Here is a 19,732-nt window from a genome sequence, read left to right as displayed (position 1 = left end):
CCCTTATGCAGTGCCGTGCCTTCCGGGACGGACTGGGAGGCAACTTTGCCGGATCCGCTGACTTTGACCTGAATGTTGGTCAGCTGCCAGAAGGCAGTCACATCCTTGAGCGTCCAGCCGGTCATATCCGGCATGACAATTTCATCGCCGTTCGTCATTAAGAGAACGCGGTCCTGCGAATTGACCGTGGAATCCGCTGCCGGATACTGACCAATAACGGTATCGCCATTGCCCAGAATCAGGGATTTCAGACTCATTTCGCCCAGTTTCTGTTCGGCATAGCTGCGCGTGTGGCTGGTCAGCGTCGGCATGGTCCAGGACGTCCAGGTACTCTGATCTGCCGAATCGGACTGCTCATTGTCATAGTTGACGCCGGCAGTCTTGAGTGCGGCTTTCATGATGTCCTGGAAGTAGCTTCCCGAATAGTTCAGATAGTTCGGCCCCTGCATGCCCCAGAAAACCATCACCTGCGGATCGTCGGCAGGAGCGGCGCCCATGACGGTCGATGTGTAGTTGGTTTTGTCATAGCCGCCAATATTCGGATTGTAAATTTCACCCGTACCGGTCTTGATTGCAATGTCGATGCCGTCAATGGTGAATCGCTCACCGGTCATGCCGGCATCGCCGACATGGACCATGAGCTGACGGACTTTCTGTGCCGTTTGGGCTGAAATCGGATGGCCGGTGCATTCCGGAGAAAACTGTTCGATGACCTCGCCGGTATCGCTGTCGAGGATGGAGTCCACAAGATAGGGCTTCATCATTTTTCCATCGTTGAAGATCGCGGTATACGCCTGACAAAGTTCCAGGGCGGTCAGCGAAGAGGCCTGACCAAAACCAGTCGAAAGGTAGTCGGTGGCCTGCGAATAGTTGCCGACCCCGGTCAGTTCGTTAATGAACGGAGAGCCGACGGGCTTATACAGACCGAAGGCGTCGAGATAGCTGGCAAACGTCTGCTGATCGAGGTAATTGGTCAGCAATTCGCAAATCGCGATGTTAGAGGAGTGTGCAAGACCATCCGCAAAGGTCAGCGTACCGTAGTCTGTGCCCAGCGCATCGTTAATCGGCGGATACTGCGTTTCGGCCTGACTGCCGACGCGGGTGATCTTGTTTGTGACCGGATCGACGGTGTAGTAAAACGATCCGGCGCGATAGTAAGTATCTTCTGAGGGATAGACGCCGGAGTCGATGGCAGCTGCGTAGACGAGCGGCTTTACAACGGAACCTGGCTCGAAGAGAGCCTGCGAAATGTTGTCGGCGGTTTCCGGCAGAACGAGGTGTGTGTTCTGGTCATAGGTCGGATAGGAACCCCAGCCGAGAATCTTGCCGGTTTTTACCTCGACGACAATGGCCCACGCCTGGGAAGCATTGGATTCATTCATGGTTCTGGAAAGAACCGATTCGATCGTTTCCTGGAGGTTCAGATCAAGGGTCAGCTTGACTTTGTCGCCGTTTTCGCTTTCGCGCAAAATCGTTTCGCTTCCTGGCAGGATCTGGTCAGCCTGCGTAGCAGTGTACTGACGCAGCCCGTTCTTGCCGCTCAGATAGGCGTTCATCGTCTGTTCGAGCCCGAAGCGGCCGGTGATCGTACCGGTGTTGTCATCGTTGGTCGCAAAGCCGATGGCCTGCGAAGAAAGCGGCGTGGTCGGATAGGTACGGCGAACGTCTTCGATAAAGCTCATGCCGGGAATTTTCATGGATTCGAGGCGGAGTTTCTGTTCTTCCGTAATGCGTTTTGTGCCGGTACCCAGCTCAATCTGCGAGTAGCCGTTTTCCTGCGCGTTTTTCAGACGCTTGAGAATATCGTCTTCGTCAATGACGTCGCCAAGGACATCCTTGAGCGCCTTGGCGAACGCTTCGGGATCTTCGACGTACGCGTCGACGAGCTTGGCGTCCGCTGCTTCCAGAGCGGCCTGTACCTGTTCGCTCTGCCCGCTGGCCTTGCCCTGACTGATCAGGTTATCGCGCTGGCCCTGGATAATCTGGTCATCGCGTTCTTTTTCGTCCGGAGTACGGTTGTCGAAGTTGGCTGCGATGGTGTAGGCCTTGGCGGACGTGGCGATGATCTGATTGTTTCGATCGACGATGTCGCCGCGCAATCCGGAAATCGTCTGGGTGATTACCGAATTTCGAACGGCGGGGTTCAGCACGCTGTATCCGGTCCACAGATGCTGCTTGCTGATCATGGTCATGCCGACAGCACTGACGGATACGGCAATACAGAGAAAAAACACAACGCCCATCAGGCGAATGCGCGAGTCAAAGGTTAAGATTCCCCGTTTTTTCTTTGGGGATGCCTCAGGCTTTTTTCTGGCTGCAGGTTTGTTTTCTTTTTTATTGCGGGCCATGGCAGCCTCCTTTCGTATGGTAGATGGATACTCTCTTTTCTTTTTTTCAGTACGCCGATATGGGGCTTTCCAAAGGAAAGAGAGGAGATGTTTTCGTGAATAAAATATTCCGCCCTACAGAATAAACCGATTTTTCAAAACGACCTTAAATCTTACAAAACGTGCAGGATCTGCAGGGTGATTTTTTTTGGAGCGCTCTGCACAAGCGGCAGAGCAGTATGCGTACAGGGAAGATGAATACGTGCAAGGAAGATAAATAGCAGAAGAAAAAAAGGAAAGAGCAGCTGGAACGCTCTGAGTGACAGAGAATTGTCAGCTGCTCTGCAAGGTACAAAACAGAAATTGAAGCTAAAGCAGTTCCGGTTACTTGGAATAGTAGTAAACGTTGGCCTGGTTGTCTGATACCTGACCTTCAAGCATTCCAAGTACTCGGGACTTTTCTTCGAGCTGAGCGATTTCGGTCTGCAGATCGGAAATCGCCGTATTTTTTTCATTAATCTGCGAAACGAGTGCCTGGTTTTCCACCGATTTTGTCGTACTCATCTGACGAACGAAAAGACGGGTGGTTAAAGCACCGATACCGGTGATCACAGCACATGCGATGATGAGCTTTTTCCAGAACCCATACTTGTTCTTCGATCGCAGAGCGCGTTTATGCGTTTTCTTCCTTGTCTGCAATTCGTTCAACTCCCCTTAATTTTGCGCTGTGCGCGCGATTGTTTTCTTCAAGCTCTTCTGCCGTAGACTGAATCGGTTTTCTATTGATTAAGCGATATTCCAGTTCTTCATCCCCTGCGATTGGAATGCGCCGATTCACTTTTTTGGGCAGTGCAGCCGCCGCGAACGCCTGCTTGACTATGCGGTCTTCAAGAGAATGGAAGGTAATCACAGCCATTCGGCCGCCGACTTTCAGTCTTCGCAGTCCCTGTTCAAGCGCACTGCGCAGCTGCGGAAGTTCGCGGTTGACCTCCATGCGAAGCGCCTGGAAGGTCTGTTTGGCCGGATGGCCTTTTTTCTTCAGAACAGCGGCGGGCAGAGCCTGCCGAATGAGATCGCTGAGCTGAAAGGTTGTTTCGATCGGCGCTACTTCTCGAGCCTGAAGAATCGCGTTGACAATGCGATTCGCATTGGGCTCTTCGCCGTATTCCCGCAAAACACGAAGAAGTTCTTCGCGGGAATAGGTATTGACGATACAGGCGGCGTCCAGAGTCTGGCTCTGGTCCATTCGCATGTCCAGACGGGCATCGAATCGATAGGAAAAGCCGCGTTCGGGATCGTCAAACTGCGGAGACGATACGCCAAGATCCATGAGAATTCCGTCTACTTTTCCGACGTGCAGCCGGTCAAGTTCGCGGTCCAGATCTTCAAAAGGCGCGTGAATCAGCGTGAACCGATCGGAGATGGCTTCCAGCCGAGGCCGGCTTTCATCAATCGCCTGCTGATCCAGATCGAAGGCGTAGAGGTGACCGTGCGGAATTCGCTTGAGAATTTCGCTCGAATGACCGCCGCGTCCAAGGGTGCAGTCGATATAAATGCCGTCTTCACGGATTTCCAGCAAATCGATCGATTCTTTAAGAAGCACGCTGATATGTTCCATTCCAAAACCTCCGGACTAATCGAGAAGTCCGGTCAGATTTTCTGCAAACTTCTCATAGGACGGAAGCATTTCGTCCTGAAGAGCAAGCCAGCGTTCCTTGGCCCAGATCTCCACGTGGTTAGCAACACCGATAACGTAACATTCCTTCACCAGTCCAGCTTCGGCGATCAGAGAAGCGGGAATCAGGATGCGTCCCTGTGCATCGGGTTCCACTTCGGTCGCTTTGGCCATGAAAAAACGCATGAACATGCGTGCGTCCGGATTGGTAGAAGGGAGGGAGGACTATTTTGTGTACACGCTGGTCCATTCTTCAAGCGTGTAGACATTGAGGCAGCCGTCCATGCCGCGAGTCACGTAAACGCGCTCGCCAAGTTCTTCACGGAATTTAGCGGGCATGATCAACCGCCCCTTACGGTCGATGTTGTGCGTGTATTCGCCCATGAACATGTGTCATCACCCCCACTTTCTGACACAACTTCCTACTTTGTAGGTGCATTATACCCCCTGCACCCTCTTTTCTCAATTCAAATCCCAAAACGGGACAAGATTAAAAGAAAGAGTCAAAAATTAAAGACCTTTAAAATTGGCTTTAAATAAAGCCTGAAAAAGTGCTTGACAAATTTAGAAAAAGGGAAAGTGGGACAAAATGGCGGGAAAGAGCCGCTTTTGACCACACTTTCCCACCGCAAGGCAGAAACGGTTCCAAAACGGGCGCAAAAAGGCAGAAAAAAGACCCGCTTTTTCCAAATTGAACGAAGCGGACGAAAGCCAGAAAACGACAGAGCAGAAGGAAAGTGGAAGCGGATCAAAACAGTTTTTCTTCAGAAACGGATCGTTTTTGGGAGCGCCGGATTAAGGATTGACGCGCAATGCCTGCTGATGCGGCCAAAAGGCTCTGTTTTCCTTTTGGCATTTTGCTCAATATGACCAGACTGTATTTTTCCTCGAGTCGTACAATTCAGATAAGCCATACAGAATTGTTCTGCCCGCGGATAACGAGCAGAAGCAGAAAGGATGGAAGACTGAATATGAAAATCGATTTTTCAAAACCATTAAGCGATCAGCAGAAAGAAAAAGTTCAGAAAGTACTCGATGCGCAGGGAGATCCTATTCAAACGGCGATCCAGATGAATGAAAATCCAGATGACATTTACGTCTGGACGATGCAGGAACTCGAGGAAGAACGCCAGAGTCTGAATGCGAAAGCAAAGGAAGGCATGACTCCCGAACTGATGCACGGAATCAATCGTCTTTTTGAAAAGGAAACCAGTCTGCGCAAAGCCTGGGAAGACTGGAAAAAAGAACAGCCAAATCGAAAATAGATACTCTCTTCATTCAATAAGAGCTGCATAGGAAAGCGGAGAAATTTCGCTTGCAGGACCAGTTTGATCAATCCAAAAAAATAATCGCCTTTTTCCAAAGACAAAGTGCTTTCTGTCGAAAGGACAGGAATCCCGAAGTCTGGAAGAAGGCGAATTTTATTTCTCAATAGATATTCAGATGCCGGAAATATTCAGAGGCCTATCAGAGAAGCAGCTGCTCCGGAACGAAACGTATAAAAGAAAGAATCCTCGTGGCGAAGTATTTGAAATAATAGGTTAATCAGTTATTCAAACAGTTAAAATGTCGAAATTCACTCTTGAAAGCCGTTATGAGGATGTACACTGTAAAAGTAATGCATCACGCAAAGCGAGCTATTCGAAAAAGCGCAAAAAAAAAGAGCACGATGCTCTCAAATGTGAATACGGCTCCGGTTAAGGATCCTTATCTGAACTCGCTTTGTAGGTTTACTGTAACGCAACACCATTTGTCCGTCAAGAAAGGAAATGAAGTATGAATGGAGATTATTACATTGGGCTTGACCTGGGAACAAGTTCCGTTGGCTGGGCGGTAACAGATCCGGATTATCATTTGCTGCGAATTCGGGGTCACGTTGCTGCAGGTGTTCGGCTGTTCGAAGAAGGAAAAACAGCTGCGGATCGAAGGCTGAGCCGAGGAGCCAGACGTCGAACAGACCGGATGCAGGCACGGATTAAGTATGTGCGCAGATCGCTGTCTCCTTTGATCGACCGCGTAGACCCTGATTTCTATCTTCGCAGAGAGGAAAGCATGCTCTGGGAAGAAGATAAAACGTCGAAAGAAAAGTACTCGATCTTTGGGAAAAATGGGATGTCTGATTCCGAATTCTATAAAAAATATCCGACAGTTTCCCACCTCATTGTCGATATGATTCGTCATCCGGAAAAGCATACGGATCCACGAGAATATGCGATTGTGATCGAACAGAAATTCAAGCACAGAGGCAATTTCCTGCTCAATGGAAAATTCGATGATCCATCTGCCGATTTCGATGAAATGTATAAGCAGTTTGCAGACTGTGTAAATGAAACGTGGCAGGACACAGAGGATGGAGTCTCCTCGCACGTTGATTTCCCAGCTTCTGAGTCCGTAAAAGAGATTCTTACCGACAAGAACAAGTCGATCAGCGAAAAATCCAGCAAGCTCATTGACTTATTCATGAAGGACTCTTCCTCCAGAAAATGGACCAAAGAAGAGAAAAATCGAATAAAAGCAATTCTTGGACTTCTCTGCGGTAAAAAGGAAGATTTGTTTAAAATCTGGCCTGAACATCCGCTGCGGACAGAAGAACAGAAGAGCTTTTCGATTTCCTTACGCGAAAAAGATCTTGAAGAGTCAATCCAGGAAATTGCGGATCGTCTCACCGAACCCGAAATAGAACTGCTCGAATCCATTGCGCAGATTTTTGACTGGCAGCAGCTGGAATCGATTTTGAAAGATCGAAGCGGTCAGACTTGTTCGTATCTTGCGGAGGCGAGAGTCAGCCAGTATGAGCAGCATCGCGAGGATTTACAACAGCTGAAAAAGCTTCTTAAGGCTGCGGATAAAAAAGCGTTTAATGCGTTTTTCCGTGAATATCCCGCCAAGCCGGATAACTATTCTGGCTATGTCGGCTCTGTGAATTCATCGAGCGCAGGCAAGAAAAGAGGAGCCAAGATCACGCAGGATGATTTTTACCAGGGGGTAAAGAAAGTTCTGAAAAAGCTGGATTTCAAAGAATTATCAGAATCTAATAAAGCGGAACTGGAAGAGATGAAGCAGGATATCCTTCATAAAATTGAACTCAATCAGTTCATGCCAAAGCAGATGACCAGCAAAAACGGGGTTATCCCAAATCAGGTTCATCTGAAGGAACTGAATAAGATTCTTGAGAACGCTTCGATGATCTTCCCCGAATTTCGTGAAAAAGATGAATCCGGGTACACACTTGCCGAACGTCTTTCCATGCTCTTTTCATTTCGCATTCCGTACTATATTGGACCGCTTGGTCAGGGAAAAGAGTCTGGCACGTCATGGGTAGTCTGGAATGAAAATCAGACCGCTGGACCAGTGTATCCATGGAATATGGAACAGAAGATTAATCAGGAAGCAACCTCGCGAGCGTTCATTCACCGAATGCTTCGGACGTGTACGTATCTTCCTGAATACCAGGTGCTGTCGGATCATTCTTTGCTGTACGAAAAATTCAAGGTTCTCAATGAGCTGAATAATCTGAAGATCGATGGAAATCCTCTCACGCCTGAGCTTAAGCAGCGACTGTACGAGAGTGAATTCCTGAAAGGGAAAAAAGTTACCCAGAAGAAAATTCGAAAATTCCTCGTTGAAGCCCAGCTAATGGATCACGAACAGGCTGCCGAAGCTGTGATTTCTGGAATCGATGGAGACTTCATAAATAAACTGGGAACAGAACGATTCTTTTGCGAAGTGCTGGGAACGGAACGGCTTAATGACTCCCAAAGAGCAATGGCGGAAAAAATTGTCTACTGGTCCACTATTTACGAAGAGGGCGGTTCCTTTTTGAAAAAAGCAATCTGCTCAGAATTCCCGGAATTAACCCCTAAACAGATTAAGCGGATTCTTGGAAATCGATTCAACGGCTGGGGAAGATGCTCAAGAGAATTCCTCGAAATGGAAGGAACGGATTCTCAAGGAAACGAATCGACAGTAATGGGATTCCTCTGGTCGACAAACGATAATCTAATGCAGGTTCTGAGCGATAAGTATTCATTCCGGAAGACAATTGCCGAAAACGCTGCTAAAGAACAGAAATCGCTTTTTGAAATCAGCCATGAGGATCTGGATGGACTTTACCTGTCTGGACCTGTTAAACGGATGATCTGGCAAACGATCAGAATTCTCCGCGAAATCACAGGTCTGATGGGAAAGGCGCCTAAAAAAGTGTTTGTCGAAATGGCGAGGGAGAGTCAGGAAAAAGGAAAGCGGACAGTATCCCGAAAGAATCGATTCAAAGAGCTGTATAAGTCGATTAAAGATGATACCCATCACTGGCTTTCAGAAATTGAAAACATGGAAGAGAGTCTGCTTCAAAGAAAAAAGGTCTATCTTTATCTGACTCAGCAGGGACGCGATGCCTACACTGGTCAGCCAATTGATTTTGAAAAACTGCTCCAGACAAACAGCGAATATGATATTGACCATATCTACGCACAGCGCTGGGTAAAAGATGATTCTCTCGAAAACAATCTTGTGCTCACCAACAAACAAACGAACAGCGATCTGAAGAAAGATCGATATCCTTTGCCTCTGGAAATTCAGGCGAAAATGACGCCTCTGTGGAAACAGTGGCTGAAGGCGGGTCTGATTACGCAGGAAAAATTCAATCGCTTAACAAGAAGAACCGGATTCACAGATGATGAACTGGCAGGTTTTATCAATCGTCAGCTGGTAGAAACCCGTCAGGGTACGAAAGTTCTCGCTGCGATTCTTAAACAGACATCTCCAGATACTCAGATCGTGTATTCGAAAGCGTCGAATGTCAGCGCCTTCCGAAAACAGTTTGAGATTCCTAAGATCAGAGATTTGAACAATCTCCATCATGCGGTCGATGCTTATCTCAATATCGTAGTCGGAAATGTATTCTCTGTTCGCTTTACCGATAGCCCCGTTCGCTTTGTTAAAGAATTCAGAGACGGTACGCAAAAATATAATTTGAAAAAGCTCTATGACTACCCGGTAACGCGCGGATCAGAATCTGCATGGGTTCCAGGAGAAGCAGGAACAATCGCCACAGTAAAAAGAGTCGCCTTTAAAGGAACTCCGCTGGTTACCCGCCGAACGGTTTCTAATCGCGGATCGCTTAGCGATGTGCAGCTTTGCCCAGCCGAAGAGAGAAAAGAAGGAACCTACTATATTTCCAGAAAACGAGATGCAGCGGATCCAGGCAAGTATGGATACTATGACAAGGTCCGAGGGGCAACGTTCTTCCTGGTCGAATGTCAAATAAAAAATAAAAGGGAACGAATGATTTTGCCGCTGACTCTCGTGGATAAACAGAGATACACAACAAAGGAAGAATTGGATATCTATTGTCGCGACATTCTGCATCTGGAAGCTCCTTCTGTGAGATTGATGAATATCCATCCCAAAAGTCTCCTTCGTATCAATGGGTATCCATTGATGCTGACAGGAAGATCTGATGTGCGCCTCATCTTCCAAAATGCAGTTGAACTGATTTTGCCGGCAAAGGATCAGATCTATCTTTCAAAAGCAATTTGGCCAGACAATAATGGGGAATATAAATTCTATTTAAAGTCGGTTTCCAAAAGAAGAAATATTGAGCTCTATGATTCACTGATTGCAAAATTTTCTTCACCGATTTTTGAGAAAATCCCTCGAGCTTTTGCCGAAAACACCATTTCTAAAAAACTGGAAAGCGCACGCCCTGCCTTTGTAAGTCTCTCGGAAAAAGAGCAAATTGAAGTGCTTTATAAGATTCTAAAGTCTTTTAACTCTTGGAATGATGAGTTTGCAAAAGACCATAGTGAATTCAGATTTTTGCCTGATCCTCGTCTGGGCCGAAACTTGTCCACTTGGCGAAAACAGACAGGCGATAAGAATAAAAACGCGGGCGAATGTGTTCTTGTGCTGCAATCGGTAACAGGGCTGTTCTCCAGAGAAATTGACTTGATGAAAGTATGAGCTGGAGAACAGTAGTCATCAGTTCAAATTCAAAACTGGATTTCCAGATGAATTATCTCGTTGTTCGAAGCAATGAGATTCAGAAGGTGTTCCTGGATGAGATAGCGGTGCTGATGATTGAGAGTACTGCCGTATCTATGACTGCTTACCTTCTGAATGAACTTATGAAAAGAAAAATCAAAGTGATTTTCTGTAATGAGAAGAGGCAGCCGGCTGGAGAACTCATCCCCTATTACGGATCGCATGATTCGAGCCGAAAAATCTATGAGCAAATCAATTTCAACGAATATGTCATGGATGATGTATGGCGAGAAATTATTAAAGAAAAGATACTGAATCAGGCAAAATTACTGGCCAGACTGGAATTGAAAGACAGGCAGCTTCAGCTGGAAACTCTGGCTCAGGAAATAGAGCCTGGTGATCCGACAAATCGAGAAGGACAAGCGGCAAAAGTGTATTTCAACGGTTTGTTTGGCACAGATTTCTCACGGAGAGAAGATACGGGCAGAAATGCGGCTTTAAATTATGGATACGCAATATTATTAGCGGCAGTCGATCGAGAAATATCGGCAAATGGCTATCTAACACAGCTAGGCATATCACATTGCAGTTCAGTGAATGCATATAATCTGGGATGTGATCTGATGGAGCCGCTGCGAGTGCTGATAGATTATTTAGTCGTGAAAAATCGGATCATTAGCTTTGGCAGCCGCGAAAAGCAGATCCTTTTAAGCTTACTATCACTGCCAGTTCGGGTAGCAAATCGTTCTGAAAAACTGATTAACGGGTTAGGAATCTATATCCGAAGCGTTTTCGAAGCGTTACAAACAGCAGACTGCAGCCGTATCCGCTTCTGCGAATTCGATCTGGAGCTGGGAATGGATGATTAACCGTTATATGAGAGTGCTTGTTATGTACGATCTGCCCATGGTCTCTCCAAAGAATCGCAAAGATTATCGGATATTTCGTACGAACTTGTTGAAAGGAGGTTTCTTTATGATGCAGGAAAGCATTTATGTGAAACTGGTGCAAAATCAGCAAGCGGCTGATGCAGCAATTTCCTATGTCAAAAAAGTAAAGCCTCCTGATGGATTGGTCCAAGCGCTCGTAATTACTGAAAAGCAGTATGCGAGAATCATATACATTCTTGGAGAATCAGTTTCGGATACAGTTTCGTCAATCGAGAGCGTGGTGATTCTGTGAGTTTAATGGCTTACTCGCCCTTCGGAATATCTGAACAGCTTTCTGAAAATCAGCCTTTAACGATTTGCTTGGAGAATCCAGCTCACTTCAGAAAGTTTGTAAAAGATCTTAACGATTTTTGCGACGGAATATCTGAGGAATTTGCGTTTTTGGATGGAGAAGGATCCAAATGGATTTCTCCATCTGAAATCCAAATAATCAGCAATCCGAGCTCTGTCGATTTTAACTCTCGACAGGTTTCCAATGCAGTTATAAAAGAAGCACGTCAGATATGTCAGGTTTATGAATTAGTCACAACAGAGATGCTGGCCACTTTTGGGCGGTTCTCGGAAGCTGTGATGGAAAAACTGCCATATCTGACAATCGCTTCAGATTTTAACGGGGATATTAATGGCTTTTTGAAGCTCTGCAACTTCCATTTTTCCCCAAATTTAGCCGGCGAAGATGATGTGAGCGTAATCCAGGAATGGATTAAAATCAGTTCGCAGCTTCTTCGCGACCGGCTGATGGTATTTCTCCATCCCAGTTCTTTTTACACAGAGACAGAATTGGACGAGATTGTTAAAACCTCCATACAGACAAAGATCGTCCTGCTCTTTATAGAATCAGCAGATGAAAAAGCGTATCCCAACGAAAATGTTTTAACTATTGATTCCGACCTTTGCCTGATCAAGAAAAGCAGGATAATAAGATAGAAGCTCGGTGAAGATGCTCTAAAAAGATTGTTTTATCAAACAAAATATTCTTTTTGAGGTCTGAGAGCTTTGTAATTTCAGAAGGCTGATCGCCGGATGCTGCGGCCAGATCCATGATGCCGCTGTCTGAGAGCTTTGTAATTTCAGAAGGCTGATCGCCCTCACCGCCTTTCTAAAAAGTCATACAGCCGTCTGAGAGCTTTGTAATTTCAGAAGGCTGATCGCCTTCTTAATGAGTCCGTTCAGCGCCCGCATAGTCTGAGAGCTTTGTAATTTCAGAAGGCTGATCGCCAGAGGCGAAGAGCTGACGGTGGACCTGGGCGTCTGAGAGCTTTGTAATTTCAGAAGGCTGATCGCCATAGTACCTTGCAGATACGGACGAAACCCCGTCTGAGAGCTTTGTAATTTCAGAAGGCTGATCGCCTTTCAGATCACGCACACAGTCAGGATTGGTGTCTGAGAGCTTTGTAATTTCAGAAGGCTGATCGCCGTTCATATCTTCCGCTGTAGCGCCAGAGATGTCTGAGAGCTTTGTAATTTCAGAAGGCTGATCGCCCAGAACAAGCATTTCGCCCCAGTCCGATGTGTCTGAGAGCTTTGTAATTTCAGAAGGCTGATCGCCCAAAGGGATTATCTCCAACGATATTAAGGGGTCTGAGAGCTTTGTAATTTCAGAAGGCTGATCGCCAGTCGATATTTACCGTTTTCAAGTTTTACCGTCTGAGAGCTTTGTAATTTCAGAAGGCTGATCGCCCGAAATACCCGCCGCCCGGGTACCTCTTGGGTCTGAGAGCTTTGTAATTTCAGAAGGCTGATCGCCGATGAGCCCGTCTGGGATTGGGACATCCCGGTCTGAGAGCTTTGTAATTTCAGAAGGCTGATCGCCAACAAAAGATGGCGCTATTCGCACGCCAGGGTCTGAGAGCTTTGTAATTTCAGAAGGCTGATCGCCCACCGAGGGGATCGGTCAGGTTTACGAAGTGTCTGAGAGCTTTGTAATTTCAGAAGGCTGATCGCCAAGTCAGAGCAGTTAAGCGCCGACTTGAGTGTCTGAGAGCTTTGTAATTTCAGAAGGCTGATCGCCTTGCCGCTTTGTCGACAATGCGTTTGATGTGTCTGAGAGCTTTGTAATTTCAGAAGGCTGATCGCCGGCGCGATCCAGCCAACGCCCTCGTACTTCGTCTGAGAGCTTTGTAATTTCAGAAGGCTGATCGCCGGCGCGATCCAGCCAACGCCCTCGTACTTCGTCTGAGAGCTTTGTAATTTCAGAAGGCTGATCGCCTAAGTATCCCGGTAGAGACGGAAGGCTCTGGTCTGAGAGCTTTGTAATTTCAGAAGGCTGATCGCCAAATACCTTTTGTCCCGCCCTTTCCTTATGTGTCTGAGAGCTTTGTAATTTCAGAAGGCTGATCGCCTTGGGTACAGAACATACTGGAGCTTTGCAGGTCTGAGAGCTTTGTAATTTCAGAAGGCTGATCGCCATTTCTGGCGGCAACCAAACGATCAAGTGTGTCTGAGAGCTTTGTAATTTCAGAAGGCTGATCGCCCATTCGTCTTCCTCGCTGTTCTCAGGGTGGGTCTGAGAGCTTTGTAATTTCAGAAGGCTGATCGCCAGCAGACTATTTGCTTCAGCCAGAGAAACCGTCTGAGAGCTTTGTAATTTCAGAAGGCTGATCGCCGATACATATGTTCGAAATTAAAAAAACATTGTCTGAGAGCTTTGTAATTTCAGAAGGCTGATCGCCTTCTGGAGGACGAATTCTCGATATAATCGTGTCTGAGAGCTTTGTAATTTCAGAAGGCTGATCGCCGAACGCCTGAGCTTGCCTGATCGATCACTGGTCTGAGAGCTTTGTAATTTCAGAAGGCTGATCGCCTGCCGATGGCGATGTCTGGCTTTACTCAGAGTCTGAGAGCTTTGTAATTTCAGAAGGCTGATCGCCTTTGCTGCCTTCAGACGTTGCCTCTGTAGTGTCTGAGAGCTTTGTAATTTCAGAAGGCTGATCGCCATTCCGACTGCGCCCACCTCAAACGGCACCAGTCTGAGAGCTTTGTAATTTCAGAAGGCTGATCGCCGAGAATCAAACGGATGTCATTAATCGAGAAGTCTGAGAGCTTTGTAATTTCAGAAGGCTGATCGCCATGAACGGATGTTCAGCGGACTGGAAAGAGGTCTGAGAGCTTTGTAATTTCAGAAGGCTGATCGCCGTGCAATATCTTCATTGCGCTTTGAAGCGCGTCTGAGAGCTTTGTAATTTCAGAAGGCTGATCGCCCCAGACGATGGTCATAGTGGATGAGTCGAAGTCTGAGAGCTTTGTAATTTCAGAAGGCTGATCGCCCAACCGCACGAAACAGCAGCGGAAAGCCATGTCTGAGAGCTTTGTAATTTCAGAAGGCTGATCGCCGGTTTTCCCTGTGCCCATTTCCATATACAGGTCTGAGAGCTTTGTAATTTCAGAAGGCTGATCGCCAGCCTCTTCAATGCGGTCATACATCGACTCGTCTGAGAGCTTTGTAATTTCAGAAGGCTGATCGCCGTCCGGTGCCTGATCCGGCTGCATGGTCTTGTCTGAGAGCTTTGTAATTTCAGAAGGCTGATCGCCAAAGCAAATCACGATGGGGTGTCAGATGCGGTCTGAGAGCTTTGTAATTTCAGAAGGCTGATCGCCCGATGGTCTTCATCTGCTGCTTTCCGTCATGTCTGAGAGCTTTGTAATTTCAGAAGGCTGATCGCCACGGGGGCGAACTGAACCGCTTGACGTTCTGTCTGAGAGCTTTGTAATTTCAGAAGGCTGATCGCCCCGCTTTGTTTCCCGTTGTCCAAATGGAAGGTCTGAGAGCTTTGTAATTTCAGAAGGCTGATCGCCTTTCAAAAGTGTTAAACGCGCTGAACGCTCGTCTGAGAGCTTTGTAATTTCAGAAGGCTGATCGCCCTTGACTTCTGGAATCGTGCGCTCGCACGAGTCTGAGAGCTTTGTAATTTCAGAAGGCTGATCGCTCGATGCCTTTCTGCATGTCGACGGACATAGGTCTGAGAGCTTTGTAATTTCAGAAGGCTGATCGCCAGCAGATCCAGAAGCTCCCAGTCTTCCGCTGTCTGAGAGCTTTGTAATTTCAGAAGGCTGGTCGCCACGGGAGAAATCGGTGGAAGCTGAGCGTAAGTCTGAGAGCATTGGGATTTCAGGAGGACAGTAATCAAACCAATTCACTTGCCTGGAAATTTCTAAGAAGTATTTTGAGTAATTGTTTCTAAACAAAATAGACAGAATATTTTCCAATAGCTTTTTGCCTTAGAACTGTTTTGATCATACCGAATAGAATTATTCCTTTACGCTATGCACGATGATAAGTTGTTTATTAAGACAGATATCAATTGGGTGTGCTCGACAGTTAGCAAGTTAAAAAATGCAGATTTGGAACAGAACTAGATGATAAGTAGAAACTGGTAGATAAATATAAGGGAGGGCTTGTTCTGAATATGCCATTTAAATCGAACGGAAAAACGTCAGACTGTTCACATCAAACTAAGCTCTATCCACCGCCATTGACGTCAGAATTCATGAGAAAAATCCCTGAGCTCACAACTGCAGAGGTTTTGGAACCCATGCACGATGAAAAAAAGCAAAGCCGACCAACGCGACGACAGATTCAGCAGATGCTTTTGATATTAGTTGCTCTGTGTGCAGCATGTGCGCTCGGCTACCTTATGTTTGGAAGAACTTGCATTTTTCAGATTGCCTTTGGCATGCCGTGTCCAGGCTGCGGAATGCTCCACGCATTTTTCTCTCTGCTGACATTTCATTTTTATGAAGCGACAATTTATAATCCGGCGATCTGGATCTGGATTCCATTTGTCCTGTGCACAATTTTTGCCTGGTGGACCGGCAGATTGAAAGAGAACTGGTTTTTAGTTTTATTTGGATTTGTCACCGCAATCACGATTGGAATTTATATTTTTCGGATGATTACAGTTTTTCCGGCGTGGCCGATGGATTCCTATGCAGGAAATCTGCTAGGACGGGCAGTCGCGCTATTCAGATAGCCGTTATGGAAAGGCAGATTTGTAATAAATGGAAGAAGAGCCTTGGATGATCCAGGGCTTTTTCCATTTGCGAGCCTTCACACAGCGGAAGCCAGTTGGATTGGAGAATGGCGAATAAAGTTTTGAAAATTTTCAGGGAATGTTAAAAAGGCGGCACAAAGCGCCCGATACAATGGAATCAGGAATAGGGATCTGCTTAAAAAATACATTTTACGAATACAGGAACAATCCAAATTCTCAATTCGCATAAACTTGGAAAGGAGATTTTCAGCATGAAAAAGAAATCCGCTTTTATTCTGCTTTCAGCCTGCCTGGCGTGTGTCGGATGCACAACTGCACCTCAGAAGGGCAGTTCTGAATCTTTACAAAATGAAAATTCTGCACAGCAGCCAGCCGCAGTTGTTCAGCTTTCGGATCAGCAGAAAGCTTCGCTTTTCACCTTTTCCTGGAATTTATTTAACGAGCTTTATGAGGATGGAAAAGACGCGCTAGTCTCCCCGCTTTCCGCCTATTTCGCGCTGGGCATGGCGGCGCAGGGTGCTGATGGGAAGACGCTTGAAGAAATCGAAAAAACGCTGGGAACAGACGTAAAGACGATGCGCGAATTATCGGCGAGCGCGATTCAGTCCGCAGAAGGCGAAAACAGACAATTGCAAATAGCCAATTCGATCTGGGTCAAAGATACAGAGCTCGATTCTTCCTATCTGGATGTTCTGAAAGAGGACTATGATGCGGAAGGCTTCGAGTCGGCGTTCGATTCAAAAGCGGCGGATCAGATTAATGACTGGGTCAGTCAGAAAACGGATGGACAGATTTCTAAGATGGTCGATTCCAGCGAGATTGAATCGCTCAGTCTGCTTTTGCTGAACGCCATAAATTTTGACGCAAAATGGCAAACCTCATACGAGTCGGAAGATATTACGCGCTTCACTTTCACGGCCGCCAGTGGCGAAAGTCAGGAATGCGACGCAATGCTAAGCATCGAAGATCAGTATGTGGATGCGGGCAGCGTCCACGGATTTATGCGCCCTTATGAAGGCGGACGCTATGCGCTTTGCGCGCTCATTCCCAAAGATGAGCAGAAGACGATCGATGAAGCCCTTCAGAAAATCGACAGCAGTGGACTCGAAAAGGCGATTCAGACTCCGCAGCAGCGGGATGTGCACGCCACAATGCCGCCATTTGAAGTGGAAAGCGCCTTTTCTTTAAAGGACGCCCTCCAGAAGCTGGGTATGGATCTGCCTTTCAGCGATCTCGCGGATTTCTCAGGGATGTCTAAATCCACGAAATTGAAGATCGGCGCTGTAAATCAGAAAAGCCGCCTTTTGCTGAATGCCCAGGGAACAAAAGCGGCCGCGGCGACCGATGTCGGGATGGTTGAAGAGTCGGCTCGTGTCGAGGAAGATCCAATTTATATTGCCTGCAACCGGCCATTCCTCTATTTGATTGTGGATATCGAAACCGGAACCCCCGTTTTCATAGGCATTCAGAATTCAATACCAACTGAATCTGCAGGCTTGAAGTAGAAAACGGTAAAAAGGGGGAGAGCGATTCTCAGACGTTCCTCTGTATTCTTCAAACTGCGAAAAGACGGCTTCGTCGAACGTTTCTGAAATTCGATGAAACCGTCTTTTTCGTATCGTTTAGGCGCTGCGCACTCTGAACATTTCTCGTCATTCAAAATGGACAGGAGCTGTGTTCGAACGAAATGAATTCGAATCGCTGTCGGCGCGCAAATTGCTGTGTTCTAACTGAAGGTTTCCAGAAGGCTGGGAAGCTCACGAAGGGAGCAAACTTTTTTAAGGCCATCTTCCTGCGAGCGTACAGTGCATGATTTTTGCGATCGACCCAAATGGCGGGCCAGCGCATTTTTCCAGCGGGAATCATATCCTACCAGTAGCCGGCGGCAATGTGAATGTGCGTGTTGCTTTTGAGATTCAAAGCCTTTTCGGCTTCTTCAAAAAAGACGAGCTGCGGTTTATATGCGTGTACCTGATCCGCCAGAAGCACGTGGTCAATCGAACTGCCAAGCTTTTGCAGATGATGACGCATTAAAGACTCGTAAGTATTGGACATCAGGACGATGGTCCATCCCTGCGCATGAAGTTTAGCCAGACTCTCTTTTACCTCTTCAAAAGGCTCCGCTTCACGATACGCCTGCAGGATCCGTTCCGCCTGTGTCTGAAAGACTTGCGCGCTCAGTTCAAAATCGACATAGCTGAGAATTTCGCGTACGAGCGACTCAAATAGGCGAAAAGTTTCGCCATACATGAGCCGATCTTCATAGCGGCTGTAATAGTCGCAGGCTTTTTGGGGATCCAGCTGATTTGCGCGGGCAATTTGAGCAAGCGCCTGATCGACGCTGTCCAGATTGAGAAGCGTCCCATAGCAGTCGAAGGTGAGAATCCGATTGGATGGATTGTTTTCGTTCATGAAGTCCTCCCGCCGTCCGCCGACGGCCTTTTCGTTATTATGGATATTCTTACTGGCCGGCCGATACTTTTGAGATAAGGAAAGAATTTTGGCGAAAAAAGATCCATATTTAGCGCATGAACATATAGCGCAGCAGCGTATGAAAAAGGGCCGTCTTCGTATAGAAGACGGCCCGGTTCAGTTTTTAAATTGGATTGGATTAAAGATCGGTTTCTGTATATTCCGCATCGATGATATCGCCGTTGGAATCCGAGTGGATGGAGTCGGCGCCCGATTCGATGCGCGGATTCTTTTCGCGGCTGAAGCTGTTAAATGTACTGTCGGTCGGCATCTGGAATGAACGGGTGTAGACGCGAACGGTCGGCCGACGGAACAGCAGGCTGAGGAATCCAAAAATCAGCAGGAAGGGCAGCAGCGGAAGCAGGATACTTCCAAAAAAGACTAAAGCAAGTGTGATCAGAAGAGTGGTAAGTACAAATGACATAGAGATGCTCCTTTCCGTTCATGCATACAGAATACCAGTGAGGTTCTGTCAAAAAACAGACAAAATATGTGCAATTTCCGTGTCGGGGCGAACCGCTTACACAACAGGGTCTGCAAGACACTTCTTTTCTAATCGCGTCTTGACAAAATAAGGCGCGTTTTTGACATTTTTCGCGTTTGGAGACCGGAATCTCAGCACTCGCGCGTTACGCTGCAGCGCTTCTGGATCGTGATGGATCCGGAAAAACGGTCCGCAGCTTCCTTTTCCATATTCTGGTCGCTTAAAAAGGTAAATACAGCCATTGAGCCGTAATCCGCCTGCAGTTCGAGAACGCCGCTCTGATGCAGCCAGGATTCGACTTTTCCGGCCAGATCGTAGCCGGTCTGCAGTTCGTAGAGCGTAAAGGTTTTCGCTTCCAGAAAGGAAGCTTCTTTGAGCGCATTGGCAACGCCTCCCGAATAGGCGCGGACCAGGCCGCCTTTGCCTAAAAGGGTACCGCCAAAATAGCGGATGACCACGGCGCAGATTTCATCGGCTTCGCTGTTTCGCAGCACATCCAGCATTGGTCTTCCGGCTGTTCCAGCGGGTTCGCCGTCGTCGCTGGAATGGGTGAGCGCGCCGATTTTTACGGCGCTGCAGCAGTGCGTCGCATCCGGGTATTCCTTTTTGATCTGCGCGATGAACTCCCGGGCTTCCGGCATCGTTTTTACCCGGTGAAGGAGGGTAATAAAACGGCTTTTTTTGATTTCTTCGCGGAATTCAACATCTTCTTTGAGGACCATAAGCTTCCTTTCTGAATAATTCACACATTATTTTCATGGATTTTCATCAATTTTCATAAGTCGTTGACAGGCTTTTTGCCCCTCTTTTAGAATGAAAACACGTTCAAAAAGCACTGACAAGGACCAAAC

14 protein-coding genes, 1 pseudogene, 1 CRISPR repeat array and 1 other annotated feature (1 of these 17 running past the window's edge) are annotated in these 19,732 nt (G+C 47.1%); of the genes and pseudogenes, 8 read left to right on the top strand and 7 right to left on the bottom strand.

From position 1 onward, the window contains the following. From ACLUYS_RS02505 to mraZ, 4 genes and pseudogenes are all read right to left on the bottom strand, one after another. Positions 1 to 2,348: penicillin-binding protein (locus ACLUYS_RS02505; RefSeq protein WP_412658931.1), on the bottom strand; the 2,348-nt coding region annotated here is incomplete at its 3' end. Between the two features lie 363 nt (positions 2,349 to 2,711). Further along, entirely contained in the window at positions 2,712 to 3,026 is a 315-nt protein-coding gene (locus tag ACLUYS_RS02500; protein ID WP_230266606.1) for a hypothetical protein, read from the bottom strand. Next, positions 3,001 to 3,945, bottom strand: coding sequence for a 16S rRNA (cytosine(1402)-N(4))-methyltransferase RsmH (gene rsmH, locus ACLUYS_RS02495; protein WP_230266607.1), 945 nt, complete (start codon positions 3,943 to 3,945; stop codon positions 3,001 to 3,003). The genes ACLUYS_RS02500 and rsmH overlap by 26 nt, the downstream gene beginning before the upstream one ends. A gap of 15 nt (positions 3,946 to 3,960) precedes the next feature. Next, positions 3,961 to 4,392 (bottom strand): annotated as a pseudogene (mraZ, locus tag ACLUYS_RS02490) (division/cell wall cluster transcriptional repressor MraZ). Between the two features lie 165 nt (positions 4,393 to 4,557). On the opposite strand from mraZ, the gene ACLUYS_RS02485 reads away from it, so the two are divergent. The 8 genes from ACLUYS_RS02485 to ACLUYS_RS02450 all read left to right on the top strand — a co-directional run bounded on the left by ACLUYS_RS02485 (position 4,558) and on the right by ACLUYS_RS02450 (position 17,430). Next, positions 4,558 to 4,872: a hypothetical protein gene (locus ACLUYS_RS02485; protein ID WP_412658929.1), complete on the top strand. Its 315-nt coding sequence runs from the start codon at positions 4,558 to 4,560 to the stop codon at positions 4,870 to 4,872. Between the two features lie 101 nt (positions 4,873 to 4,973). Beyond that, a complete protein-coding gene (locus ACLUYS_RS02480) occupies positions 4,974 to 5,267 on the top strand; it encodes a hypothetical protein (protein ID WP_412658928.1) in 294 nt (97 codons plus the stop codon). Positions 5,268 to 5,778: 511 nt separating this feature from the next. Beyond that, positions 5,779 to 9,963 carry a type II CRISPR RNA-guided endonuclease Cas9 gene (gene cas9 / locus ACLUYS_RS02475; protein ID WP_412658927.1) on the top strand — a complete coding sequence of 1,395 codons (4,185 nt, stop codon included), beginning with the start codon at positions 5,779 to 5,781 and terminating at the stop codon, positions 9,961 to 9,963. Further along, positions 9,960 to 10,853, top strand: coding sequence for a type II CRISPR-associated endonuclease Cas1 (cas1, locus tag ACLUYS_RS02470; protein ID WP_230266612.1), 894 nt, complete (start codon positions 9,960 to 9,962; stop codon positions 10,851 to 10,853). The genes cas9 and cas1 overlap by 4 nt, the downstream gene beginning before the upstream one ends. Next, entirely contained in the window at positions 10,846 to 11,166 is a 321-nt protein-coding gene (gene cas2, locus ACLUYS_RS02465; protein ID WP_412658925.1) for a CRISPR-associated endonuclease Cas2, read from the top strand. The genes cas1 and cas2 overlap by 8 nt, the downstream gene beginning before the upstream one ends. A 5-nt stretch (positions 11,167 to 11,171) precedes the next feature. Further along, positions 11,172 to 11,861: a type II-A CRISPR-associated protein Csn2 gene (csn2, locus tag ACLUYS_RS02460; RefSeq protein ID WP_230266621.1), complete on the top strand. Its 690-nt coding sequence runs from the start codon at positions 11,172 to 11,174 to the stop codon at positions 11,859 to 11,861. 58 nt (positions 11,862 to 11,919) lie between these two features. Continuing rightward, a CRISPR array of direct repeats spans positions 11,920 to 14,993; the repeat unit is 36 nt; unit sequence GTCTGAGAGCTTTGTAATTTCAGAAGGCTGATCGCC. 347 nt (positions 14,994 to 15,340) lie between these two features. Beyond that, positions 15,341 to 15,904 (top strand): DUF2752 domain-containing protein, encoded by a 564-nt coding sequence (locus tag ACLUYS_RS02455; protein ID WP_288876752.1) that lies wholly within the window; start codon positions 15,341 to 15,343, stop codon positions 15,902 to 15,904. 272 nt (positions 15,905 to 16,176) lie between these two features. Then, entirely contained in the window at positions 16,177 to 17,430 is a 1,254-nt protein-coding gene (locus ACLUYS_RS02450; protein ID WP_230266614.1) for a serpin family protein, read from the top strand. Between the two features lie 364 nt (positions 17,431 to 17,794). On the opposite strand, the gene ACLUYS_RS02445 is transcribed toward ACLUYS_RS02450, so the two are convergent. The 3 genes from ACLUYS_RS02445 to ACLUYS_RS02435 form a co-directional block, all read right to left on the bottom strand. Continuing rightward, a complete protein-coding gene (locus ACLUYS_RS02445) occupies positions 17,795 to 18,337 on the bottom strand; it encodes an HAD family hydrolase (RefSeq protein ID WP_288876749.1) in 543 nt (180 codons plus the stop codon). 199 nt (positions 18,338 to 18,536) lie between these two features. After that, a complete protein-coding gene (locus ACLUYS_RS02440; RefSeq protein WP_230267747.1) occupies positions 18,537 to 18,821 on the bottom strand; it encodes a hypothetical protein in 285 nt (94 codons plus the stop codon). 191 nt (positions 18,822 to 19,012) lie between these two features. After that, complete coding sequence (locus tag ACLUYS_RS02435) at positions 19,013 to 19,603, bottom strand: YigZ family protein (RefSeq protein WP_288339477.1); 591 nt, start codon at positions 19,601 to 19,603, stop codon at positions 19,013 to 19,015. Positions 19,604 to 19,707: 104 nt separating this feature from the next. Then, positions 19,708 to 19,732: a binding site (T-box leader), on the top strand (it continues 200 nt past the right edge of the window).

It is taken from the genome of Allobaculum sp., assembly GCF_047010065.1.
GTDB classification, from domain to species: Bacteria; Bacillota_I; Bacilli_A; order Erysipelotrichales; family Erysipelotrichaceae; genus Allobaculum; species Allobaculum fili.
Note: the sequence above shows the minus strand (reverse complement) of the source record. Positions and strands in the feature narration are given on the sequence as shown.